Genomic DNA, 11,998 nt, shown 5'->3' with positions numbered 1-11,998 from the left:
TAAGTTAAAAATGCATGGAAAAATGAAATTGTTACCTTATTCTCATTGGCAAATAGACATCGATATGACATGTATAACGATAGGTTTAAAGGTATTTTTGTTTGAAAGCGAGTTCATTATTTTCAGAAAGGAAGTGCAAACATGATTAGTCAGTCAACGTTATTTTTATTCATACTACTTATTATAGGACTTATTGCTAAAAACCAATCGCTTACTGTAGCTATTGGAGTGTTATTCTTATTGAAGTTTACGTTTTTAGGAGATAAAGTCTTTCCTTACTTACAAACGAAAGGGATTAACCTTGGTGTAACAGTCATTACAATAGCAGTGCTCGTACCGATTGCGACAGGGGAAATAGGCTTTAAACAACTTGGAGAAGCAGCGAAATCGTATTATGCATGGATTGCTTTAGCCTCAGGTGTGGCGGTCGCTTTGTTAGCGAAAGGCGGCGTACAATTATTGACGACGGACCCACATATTACAACTGCGCTTGTTTTTGGGACAATTATAGCTGTAGCTTTATTTAATGGAGTCGCTGTAGGTCCGTTAATTGGGGCTGGAATTGCCTATGCAGTTATGAGTATTATACAGATGTTTAAATAAGGAATTTTATAGTAATATAAAATTTTTGAATTCTTTCTGTTCACAAAAGTCAGATAATTGTTTATAATAGGATTAGAAACTTTGAAAAGTTACATAACAGCAGAGACTATACACCAGATAAAATAAAAACAACATAAAACAATTTTATAATGATATTGTTTTATGTTGTTTTTATCATAAACTCTTCGGGATTCATTTTCCTCACTAACTTGTTGTTCTGAGCGTGAGGATTCGGGGAGACATTCACGCTCATGCTTTCCATGTAGCAATGGACAATAAGAGGGGAACATCGCAACAAATTTGCATGAACGTGCATTTTGCTTGCCTAAAGAGTGAACGAGCGTTCATAATTTATAAGGGGAGCAAATAGATATAAGGAGCAAGGTTGGGAGAATTTTCAGGAAAAGGAGAGAATGTCATGACTGTTATTCGAGGTTTAGAAGGGGTAGTAGCAACAACATCATCTGTGAGCTCTATTATTGATGATACATTAACTTATGTTGGGTATAATATTGATGATTTAGCTGAGAATGCTACGTTTGAAGAAGTAGTGTACTTATTATGGCACCGCAAGCTTCCTAACGAAAAAGAACTAGCGGAATTTAGTGAAACTGTATCTGAATACTATAAAGTACCAGGTGAGATTTTAACATATTTGAAACAAGTAGATTTAAAAATCGCGCATCCGATGTCTGTTTTACGAACTGCGATTTCCATGCTATCATTATACGATGAGAGCGCTGAAATTATGGATGAGAAGTCCAATTATTTGAAAGCGGTTAAATTACAGGCTCAAGTAGGAACTTTAATTGCTGCTTATGCAAGAATCCGTAAAGGTTTAGATATTGTTGAGCCGAGAAAAGATTTATCATTAGCTGGAAACTTCTTGTACATGTTAAATGATCGTGAGCCAAATGAAGTTGAAATTGAAGCTTTTGATAAGGCGCTTGTACTTCATGCAGATCATGAGTTAAACGCTTCTACATTTACTGCACGTGTTTGCGTAGCTACACTTTCAGATGTATATTCTGGTATTACAGCAGCAATCGGTGCATTAAAAGGTCCTCTTCACGGCGGAGCAAATGAAAATGTAATGAAGATGTTAACTGAAATTGGCGAAGAAGAAAATGTAGAATCATATATTCATAATGCTCTTCAAAATAAAGTGAAAATCATGGGCTTTGGCCACCGTGTGTATGAGCATGGTGATCCACGTGCAAAACATTTACGTGAAATGTCTAAGAGATTATGCGTGCTTTTAGGAGAAGACAAATGGTATAATATGTCTATCAAAATTGAAGACATTGTAACAAAAGAAAAAGGTCTTCCACCAAATGTTGATTTCTATTCAGCTTCTGTATACCATTGTTTAGGAATTGACCATGACTTATTTACACCTATTTTTGCAATTAGCCGTATGTCAGGCTGGTTAGCTCATATTCTAGAACAATATGAAAATAACCGTTTAATCCGTCCACGTGCTGATTATAATGGACCTACGCATCAAGTGTATGTTCCAATTGCACAACGATAAGCGAAAAACACTATTTCGATAGTAAAAATACGCTTTCAAAAGTCTGATTTTTCCGGGAAGATGTAATGATTAGAATATTTAAATTTGACTAACGGTTTGAACTGAGGGGTTATTCCCTCAGTTTCATACATATGAAATTTCAAACATGGGGGTTATCACATTGACGACAGGTGAAAAAATTACTGTAACTAATGGTGTTATGAATGTACCAAACAATCCGATTATTCCATTTATCGAAGGAGATGGAATTGGTCCTGATATTTGGGCTGCAGCGTCTCGCGTACTAGAAGCAGCAGTTGAAAAAGCTTATGATGGTGAGAAGAAAATCGTTTGGAAAGAAGTGCTTGCAGGGGAAAAAGCATTCAACCAAACAGGCGAGTGGTTACCGGAAGAGACTTTAAATTTAATCCGTGAATATTTAATCGCAATTAAAGGTCCACTTACAACTCCAGTTGGCGGTGGTATTCGTTCTCTAAACGTAGCGCTTCGTCAAGAATTAGATTTATATGTATGTCTACGTCCAGTTCGTTACTTTGAAGGTGTTCCTTCACCTGTAAAACGTCCGGAAGATACTGATATGGTTATTTTCCGTGAAAATACAGAAGACATTTATGCTGGAATTGAATATGCACAAGGTTCTCCAGAAGCAGAAAAAGTTCTTGCTTTCTTAAAAGAAGCAATGGGTGTTAATAAAATCCGCTTCCCAGAAACATCTGGCATTGGTATTAAACCAATCTCAGAAGAAGGGACAAAGCGTCTTGTTCGTGCTGCAATTCAATATGCAATTAACGAAAAACGCTCTTCTGTTACATTAGTTCATAAAGGAAACATTATGAAATTTACAGAAGGTGCTTTCAAGAACTGGGGTTACGAAGTAGCGGAACAAGAATTCGGCGACAAAGTATTTACTTGGGCTGAATATGATCGTATCGTTGAAAAAGATGGAAAAAATGCAGCGAATAAAGCGATGGCAGACGCAGAAGTGGCTGGGAAAATCATCGTAAAAGATTCTATTGCAGACATCTTCTTACAACAAATTTTAACTCGTCCACGTGAGTTCGATGTTGTTGCAACAATGAACTTAAACGGAGACTACATCTCTGATGCACTTGCTGCACAAGTAGGTGGAATTGGTATTGCACCTGGTGCAAACATTAACTATGTGACTGGACATGCTATCTTTGAAGCTACACATGGTACAGCTCCAAAATATGCAGGTTTAGATAAAGTAAACCCATCTTCAGTTCTTCTTTCAGGTGTACTATTATTAGAGCACTTAGGATGGAACGAAGCTGCGAATTTAGTAACTGATTCAGTTGAGAAAACAATTGCTTCAAAAGTAGTAACATATGATTTCGCACGCTTAATGGAAGGTGCAACAGAAGTGAAATGTTCTGAGTTCGCTAATGAACTTATTAAAAACATGGATGTAGCGATAATCAAAAACGCATAATTAAAGGGGGGGAAATTATGACAATCAAACGCAAGAAAGTTTCAGTCATCGGTGCAGGATTTACAGGAGCAACAACAGCATTCTTATTAGCACAAAAAGAACTTGCAGATGTTGTATTAGTGGACATTCCACAGCTGGAAAATCCAACAAAAGGGAAAGCGTTAGATATGTTAGAAGCGAGCCCAGTACAAGGTTTTGATGCTAACATTATTGGTACATCTGATTACGCAGATACTGCTGATTCTGATGTTGTCGTTATTACAGCAGGTATTGCGCGTAAGCCTGGTATGAGCCGTGATGACTTAGTAGCAACAAACTCTAAAATTATGAAAAGTATTACGCGCGACATTGCAAAACATTCACCAAATGCGATTATTGTTGTATTAACAAATCCGGTTGATGCAATGACATATTCTGTATTTAAAGAAGCAGGATTCCCGAAAGAGCGTGTTATCGGTCAATCGGGCGTATTAGATACAGCTCGTTTCCGTACATTCATTTCACAAGAATTAAATCTTTCTGTGAAAGACATTACAGGATTTGTTCTTGGTGGACATGGTGACGATATGGTACCTCTTGTACGCTATTCCTATGCAGGTGGCATTCCGTTAGAAACATTAATTCCAAAAGAGCGTTTAGAAGCAATCGTAGAACGTACACGTAAAGGTGGCGGTGAGATTGTAGGCTTATTAGGAAACGGTAGTGCATATTATGCGCCAGCAGCTTCTTTAGTTGAAATGACAGAAGCAATCTTGAAAGATCAACGCCGTGTATTACCTGCTATTGCATACCTTGAAGGTGAGTATGGTTATAGTGACCTTTACTTAGGGGTACCAGTAATTCTAGGTGGTAACGGAATTGAAAAAATTATTGAATTAGAACTTCTTGCAGATGAAAAAGAAGCGTTAGATCGCTCTGTAGAATCTGTACGTAACGTTATGAAAGTTCTTGTTTAATAATTAAATATAAGCGGAAAAAGATTCGGGGCCCCGAATCTTTTTCTACTATATATTGAAATGTTTTTTTGAAATAATATGAAAACGCTATCATTAGGTGTATCCTATAATGAAACTATAGACTTATACTATATATTGCCCTCATCATAGTAAATTTCGGATAAGGTATCGCTTTTAGTAGGATAATAAGGTGAAAAAATCGGAGGGGGTTGTAACATGTTAAAGAAAAAAGTTCAAATTGGTCGTAGAATGGATGAAATTACAGTAGGAGAGAAATTATCTATCACTGAAAAAATTGAGGATAAAGATTTGTTATTGTACTTAGGGTTAACGAATGATGCCAATCCATTATATATTCAGCATGATTACGCATCCCAAACTCCGTATGAAAAGCCGATTGTGCCAAGCATTATGCTAACAGGGCTCATTACAACGGCGGTTACGAAATATTTACCGGGTCCAGGTAGTCATATTACTAGGAAGGACCTTACGTTCGTGAAACATGTTCACCATTATGAAACGTTACAAATCCACTTTGAAGTTGTGGCTGTTTCAGAGGAGGAACATACAATTGATATGCTCGTATCAGCTTATGATGAACAAGGAGAGCATGTTGTAAAAGGTTCATTAACAGTAACGCCACCTTTTAAATCTGTTTCTATTATGGAAAAAGCATTAGATAATTTTTAAAAAATGAAAGTTAGAATGATATAAAAGTAGCGCTGGTCGTATTCTTATTAAGGATATGCTGGCGCTACTTTTTGTTTGGAAGAGGGGACGATAACTGTGAAATGGGAAAGGGAAGACATTATTTTTGAAATGATGAGAGAGGCTGAAGTATGGGCTGATTCAATCGCGAATGAAATGTACGGGAGTGTATTTGATGGATATGAAACACCAGATTATAAAATAGCGTATGCTCTTTCGTTTTTTTTAGCGCAAAATCAAGGCTTCACGGTTTGTACAGGGGTGATTTGTGAAGCTGATAGGATGATTTACAGGGTATGGATAGCTAATGAATAGCGAAAGTGTAATTATTTCGATTTTCTAGAGTAAATCTACTGTAATCTAACCCCACAAATAGACAATTATATTGAGGGGGACCTTGTTTTCTAGTATGATGAGAATAACGGGGAAAATACTAGGATGAAGAAGGTTTCAAGTCTATAACTTGGAGGAAAAGAATGAACAATCGTATTTTAGTAGTGGATGATGAGGAGTTTATCTTAACTTTAATTGAATTTAATTTACAACAAGCTGGGTTTGAAGTTATAACAGCGATGGATGGAGAAATGGCGCTTCAAAAAGCGACAACAGAACGCCCAGATTTAATTATATTAGATTTAATGCTTCCGAAAATGGATGGTATGGAAGTTTGTAAAGAATTACGATTGCAGCGTGTTATGACGCCGATTTTAATGCTAACAGCAAAAGATGATGAGTTTGATAAGGTACTGGGTCTTGAACTTGGGGCTGATGATTATATGACGAAGCCATTTAGCCCGAGGGAAGTTGTTGCTCGTGTGAAGGCGATTTTGCGCCGCACGAAATTACAGCAAGAAGAACAAGTTTCGGAAGCACCAGATGAAGAGAGCATCATAATTGCAGAGCTTAAAATTTTACCGGAGTTTTATGAAGCGTACTTCCAAGGTAGGAAACTGGAGTTAACACCGAAAGAATTTGAGTTACTTGTTTATCTCGCGAAAAATAAAAGTCGTGTATTAACTCGTGACCAATTATTGAGTGCTGTATGGAATTATGATTTTGCTGGTGATACTAGAATTGTTGATGTCCATATTAGCCATTTGCGCGATAAAATTGAACAAAATACGAAAAAACCGACGTACATTAAAACGATACGTGGTTTAGGTTATAAATTAGAGGAGCCAAAAGGGGATGAATAAATTTCGCTCCAGGCTTCTTTTTACATTTGTTTCTCTTATCGTTTTTATTTTAGTTGGACTAGGTGTATTATTAGAAACTGTATTTGAAAATTACTATATAGATCATGCTAAAGAAAGAATGATAAAAGAGACAAGATATGTTGCTGTATTAGCAGAGGAGCAAGGGTTTGAATCTGTTTTAAAAAATCCGTATGTATTTCAAAAGTTAGAAGAACAAATACCAGCTTCTATTATATTTGTTGATGAAAAAAAGAAAGTTCAATATAGCGGAGGGCAACAATCTGCATTTAGTCAAGAGATGATTAAAGAACTTTCTTCTGAAACAGCAAAACAAAGAAATAAAGTTATTACGAAAGAAGCGGATCAAAAGAATGAGTTTTATCATGCTGTGTTCGTTCAGGATGTAGCAGGGAAGCAAGGATACATTTTGGTGAAAAGTACAATCGATACTTTGAGGGACGTTCACCAAAAAACGTGGGGATTATTAATTATCGGATTTGTCATTGCTTGTCTTGTCGTTGTATTCCTAGGTGTTAAAATTACAGGACAATATATTAGGCCCATTGAATCAGTTACGAAAGTTGCGATTGAATTAGCGAAGGGTAATTATAAAGCGCGTGCATATGAAAGTCATTCGGATGAAACAGGAATGCTAAGTAAAGCAATTAATATTTTAGCTCGTAATTTACAAGAGATGACACTCGAACAAGAAATGCAACAAGATCGTTTGCACACATTAATTGAAAATATGGGAAGCGGAATGATTTTAATTGATAGTCGTGGTTATATAAACCTTGTAAACCGTTCTTATAAGGAGACTTTCCACGTAACAGACGAAGAATATTTAGATCGTTTATATTATGAATCGTTTCACCATACGGAAATTATTGAGCTTGTAGAAGAAATTTTTATGACAGAAGTGAAAGTGCGTAAACAAATGTTATTGCCGCTTGGTATTGAGCGAAAGCATTTTGAAGTATACGGAGCGCCAATTATTGGGACGAACCATGAGTGGAAAGGAATTGTTCTCGTATTCCATGACATTACGGAGTTGAAGAAATTAGAACAAATGAGAAAAGACTTTTTAGCGAATGTTTCTCATGAATTGAAGACACCGATTACTTCTATTAAAGGTTTTTCAGAAACACTCTTGGACGGAGCGATGGATAATAAAAAATTCTGCGAACATTTCTTACATATTATTTTAAAAGAAAGTGAGCGCATGCAAGGATTAATTGAAGATTTATTAGATTTATCAAAAATCGAGCAGCAAGGGTTTAGATTAAATATGGGTACGGTTGATATGAAGGGGATTCTTGAAGACATTCACATGGTGCTCGATAATAAAGCGGGTGAAAAAGAAATCTCTTTACAAGTGAATGGATTGAAACGAGTTTCCGTTATTGGAGATCCGAGCCGCTTAAAACAAATCTTTATTAATTTAATTAATAATGCAATCGTGTATACGCCGGCTGGCGGTGTTGTTTCAGTTGAATTATTAGAGGATAAATATAATGCGTATATAAAGGTGTCGGATACTGGAATTGGTATTAGTAAAGAAGAAATCCCTCGTATATTCGAACGTTTTTATCGAGTTGATAAAGCGAGAAGTAGAAATACGGGTGGAACGGGTCTTGGTTTATCAATTGTAAAACATTTAGTTGAAGCACATCAAGGTACGATTACGGTGGATAGTGAGGTTGGGGAGGGAACAACATTTACGGTTGTTTTGCCAAAATCAGCTACTGAAAAATAGGGTGAAGGATATTTACAATATATTAACAATGGCTTAATTAAATATTAATAAAGCTCTGTTAATATAATAGATGAAAACCCCTTCATCCAAGGAGTAATTTTGGACGAGAATAGTTATGCTGTTCTCGTCACTTCCCTTTTATGTTAGTAAACGTTTGTATATATGATAGAAAATAGCCGTTATTTTTCTTCTCTCTATTAGTCATGTTAATATAGAGAGAGGACAGGAACGGTTTTTTTCTGAGGAAAAAATCGTTTCAAATATGTATGGGGAGGTTTGTAGTTTGGAAAAAAAAGTCGTATTAGTAGATGGTAATAATATCGCGTATCGTGCTTTCTTTGCACTACCGCTTTTAAATAACGACAAAGGTATACATACGAACGCAATTTATGGTTTTACAATGATGTTAATGAGGATACTAGAGGAAGAAAAACCGACGCATATGCTTGTGGCGTTTGATGCGGGGAAAACAACATTCCGTCATAAAACGTATAGTGATTACAAGGGAGGACGTCAAAAGACTCCACCTGAGTTATCAGAGCAATTCCCGTTTATTCGTGAGATGCTTGATGCATTTAATGTTCCGCGCTATGAATTAGAAAACTATGAAGCGGATGACATTATGGGAACGCTAGCGAAGGAAGCGAGTGAGCAAGGGGCTTATGTAAAAGTTATTTCAGGAGATAAAGACTTACTTCAACTTGTTTCTGATAATACACTTGTATGTATTCCGCGCAAAGGGATTACAGAAGTAGATGAATATACGAAAGAAGCTTTATTTGAGAAATATAGCTTATCACCAAAGCAAATTATCGATATGAAAGGTTTAATGGGAGACCAATCGGATAACATTCCAGGTGTACCAGGTGTTGGTGAGAAGACAGCCATTAAATTATTAACGCAATTTGAAACGGTTGAAGCAGTGTATGAAAACTTAGATCAAGTGAGCGGAAAGAAATTAAAAGAAAAGTTAGAAGCAAATAAAGAACAAGCACTTATGAGTAAAGAACTTGCGACGATTATTACAGACGCACCAATTACTGTGCATGTAGATGATATGGCATATAAAGGGTATGAACCAAGTGATGTTATTCCAATGTTTGAGAATTTAGGATTTACATCTCTTTTAAATAAGCTAGGTGTTACGCCTGAAGAAACAGCTCCAGCTGAGTTAGATGATATTACATTTGATATTGTGGAAGAAGTTACAGAAGAAATGCTTCAGCAAGATAGTGCGCTTATTGTTGAAGTACAAGAAGATAACTATCATAGAGCGGACATTCAAGGTTTTGGTATTCAAAATGAAAATGGCTGTTACTTTATTCAAACAGACATTGCTCTTAAATCAGATGCTTTCAAAGCATGGCTTGCAAATGCAGAAATGAGAAAGCATACATTTGATGCGAAGCGAGCTATCGTTGCTCTCAAGTGGAAAGGTGTAGATATTCAAGGGATTGATTTTGATTTATTAATTGCTGCTTATTTACTGGATCCAGCTGATACAGATAAAGATTTTCGTGCTGTAGCAAAAATGAAAGAAACACATGCCGTGAAATCTGATGAAGAAGTTTACGGAAAAGGTGCGAAGCGTGCAGTTCCAGAGTTAGATGTAGTAGCGGAGCATGTAGCTCGTAAAGTGCATGTATTATATGATGTAAAGCAAACATTCATTGAAGAGTTAAAAAAGAATGAGCAATATGAATTGTTTACAGAGTTAGAATTACCACTTGCGCGTGTATTAGCTGATATGGAAGTAAAAGGTGTAAAAGTTGATACGGAGCGTCTTCGTAATATGGGAGAAGAACTTGCAGGTAGACTAAAGGAAATGGAACAGGAAATTTATAAGCTTGCGGGAACGGAATTTAATATTAATTCACCGAAGCAACTTGGGGTTATTCTGTTTGAGAACTTAAACTTACCAGTTATTAAAAAGACGAAAACAGGTTATTCTACGTCGGCGGATGTATTAGATAAACTTATGGATCATCATGAAATTATTCCAAATATTTTACATTATCGTCAATTAGGAAAGCTAAATTCAACTTACATTGAAGGTTTATTGAAAGTTGTACATGAAGATTCATCTAAAATCCATACTCGTTTCAATCAAGTGTTAACGCAAACAGGTCGATTAAGTTCAACAGATCCGAACTTACAAAATATCCCGATTCGATTAGAAGAAGGAAGAAAGATTCGTCAGGCATTCGTTCCATCAGAAGAAGGATGGATCATGTACGCGGCGGATTATTCACAAATCGAACTTCGTGTGCTTGCTCATATTGCAAATGATCCAGGGTTAGTTGAAGCATTCCAACATGACATGGATATTCATACGAAAACAGCTATGGATGTATTTGGTGTTGGGAAAGATGAAGTAACATCTAACATGAGACGACAAGCAAAAGCTGTTAACTTCGGAATTGTGTATGGCATTAGTGATTATGGTCTTTCGCAAAACTTAGGAATTACAAGAAAAGCAGCAGCGGAATTTATTGAAAAGTATTTAGAAAGTTTCCCTGGTGTACAAGAATACATGGATGAAATCGTAAAAGATGCGAAACAAAAAGGATATGTGGTTACATTATTAAATCGTCGCCGTTATATTCCGGAAATTACGAGTCGTAATTTCAATTTACGTAGCTTTGCTGAGCGTACAGCTATGAATACACCAATTCAAGGTAGTGCGGCTGATATTATTAAAAAAGCGATGATTATTATGGCAGATCGTCTAGAAGAAGAAGGATTACAAGCACGTCTTCTTCTGCAAGTACACGATGAATTGATATTTGAAGCACCAAAAGAAGAAATTGAAAAATTAGAGAAGCTTGTACCTGAAGTAATGGAGCATGCAATTGAACTAGCCGTTCCATTGAAAGTTGATTATTCTTACGGTCCAACTTGGTACGACGCGAAATAAGGACGTGATGAAATGCCAGAATTACCAGAGGTTGAAAACGTTAGACGGACGCTTGAAAATCTTGTAACAGGAAAAACGATTGAAGATGTCGTTATTACTTATCCAAAAATAGTAAAACGACCGGATGATGCAGAAATCTTTAAAGAAATGCTAAGAGGCGAGACAATTGAAAATATAAAGCGAAGAGGAAAGTTTTTGCTTTTATATGTAACGAATTATGTCATTGTTTCACATTTGCGTATGGAAGGTAAGTTTTTACTTCATCAAGAGGATGAGCCAATTGATAAACATACGCACGTCCGTTTCTTATTTACAGATGGAACTGAATTACATTATAAAGATGTGAGAAAGTTTGGTACGATGCATCTCTTTAAGAAAGGTGAAGAGTTGAATCAAATGCCTCTTGCTGACTTAGGCCCGGAGCCATTTGATGCTGAATTGACACCGCAGTATTTACAAGAAAGATTGCAAAAAACAAATCGTAAAATAAAAGTTGTATTATTAGATCAGCGTCTTTTAGTGGGGCTTGGAAATATATATGTAGATGAAGTGTTATTCCGTTCTCAAATTCACCCAGAACGAGAAGCTGCGTCTTTAACAGAAGAAGAAATAGAAAGAGTGTACGAAGCAATTGTTACAACGCTAGGCGAAGCAGTAAAGCGAGGCGGCAGTACAATTAGAACGTATATCAATTCGCAAGGGCAAATTGGTTCATTCCAAGAACTTCTAAATGTATACGGAAAAAAAGGAGAACCATGTGTGACTTGTGGTACGATCTTAGAAAAAACAGTTGTTGGCGGCCGGGGAACACATTACTGCCCAATTTGTCAGCCTAGAATATAGAAAAGAGATAACATCGGATAGGCATTTGTCAT

The 11,998-nt window shown here is 36.3% G+C and carries 10 protein-coding genes; all 10 read left to right on the top strand.

The genetic code is table 11. The features are described 5' to 3' along the window. The first annotated feature begins 141 nt into the window (after nucleotides 1–141). The 10 genes from MRBLBA3_RS09425 (at nucleotide 142) to mutM (ending at nucleotide 11,966) form a co-directional block, all read left to right on the top strand. Nucleotides 142–603: a DUF441 domain-containing protein gene (locus MRBLBA3_RS09425; protein ID WP_000625507.1), complete on the top strand. Its 462-nt coding sequence runs from the start codon at nucleotides 142–144 to the stop codon at nucleotides 601–603. A 385-nt stretch (nucleotides 604–988) separates the two neighbouring features. Beyond that, nucleotides 989–2,137, top strand: a complete 1,149-nt coding sequence (citZ, locus tag MRBLBA3_RS09420; RefSeq protein WP_141531859.1) for a citrate synthase — start codon at nucleotides 989–991, stop codon at nucleotides 2,135–2,137. Between the two features lie 160 nt (nucleotides 2,138–2,297). Continuing rightward, entirely contained in the window at nucleotides 2,298–3,590 is a 1,293-nt protein-coding gene (gene icd / locus MRBLBA3_RS09415) for an NADP-dependent isocitrate dehydrogenase (protein WP_363380977.1), read from the top strand. Between the two features lie 17 nt (nucleotides 3,591–3,607). Next, entirely contained in the window at nucleotides 3,608–4,546 is a 939-nt protein-coding gene (mdh, locus tag MRBLBA3_RS09410; protein ID WP_000153239.1) for a malate dehydrogenase, read from the top strand. Nucleotides 4,547–4,762: 216 nt separating this feature from the next. Then, on the top strand, nucleotides 4,763–5,236 hold the full coding sequence (locus MRBLBA3_RS09405; RefSeq protein ID WP_000914188.1) for a MaoC family dehydratase: 474 nt from the start codon (nucleotides 4,763–4,765) through the stop codon (nucleotides 5,234–5,236). A gap of 96 nt (nucleotides 5,237–5,332) precedes the next feature. After that, the gene (locus MRBLBA3_RS09400) at nucleotides 5,333–5,569 is read left to right on the top strand and encodes a hypothetical protein (protein ID WP_000870781.1); all 237 of its coding nucleotides are present in this window, start codon (nucleotides 5,333–5,335) and stop codon (nucleotides 5,567–5,569) included. A 161-nt stretch (nucleotides 5,570–5,730) separates the two neighbouring features. Beyond that, nucleotides 5,731–6,450, top strand: coding sequence for a two-component system response regulator PhoP (gene phoP / locus MRBLBA3_RS09395; RefSeq protein ID WP_001065224.1), 720 nt, complete (start codon nucleotides 5,731–5,733; stop codon nucleotides 6,448–6,450). Next, a complete protein-coding gene (gene phoR, locus MRBLBA3_RS09390; RefSeq protein ID WP_044737592.1) occupies nucleotides 6,443–8,206 on the top strand; it encodes a sensory box histidine kinase PhoR in 1,764 nt (587 codons plus the stop codon). The genes phoP and phoR overlap by 8 nt, the downstream gene beginning before the upstream one ends. Nucleotides 8,207–8,489: 283 nt before the next feature. After that, nucleotides 8,490–11,123: a DNA polymerase I gene (polA, locus tag MRBLBA3_RS09385; protein WP_212088127.1), complete on the top strand. Its 2,634-nt coding sequence runs from the start codon at nucleotides 8,490–8,492 to the stop codon at nucleotides 11,121–11,123. A gap of 12 nt (nucleotides 11,124–11,135) precedes the next feature. After that, nucleotides 11,136–11,966, top strand: a complete 831-nt coding sequence (gene mutM / locus MRBLBA3_RS09380; RefSeq protein WP_001114501.1) for a DNA-formamidopyrimidine glycosylase — start codon at nucleotides 11,136–11,138, stop codon at nucleotides 11,964–11,966. Nucleotides 11,967–11,998: the final 32 nt, after the last annotated feature.

Origin of the sequence: Bacillus sp. LBA3-1-1.1 (genome assembly GCF_040676495.1) — a bacterium.
Classification (GTDB): Bacteria; Bacillota; Bacilli; order Bacillales; family Bacillaceae_G; genus Bacillus_A; species Bacillus_A nitratireducens.
This window is presented reverse-complemented; position numbering and strand designations above follow the sequence as displayed.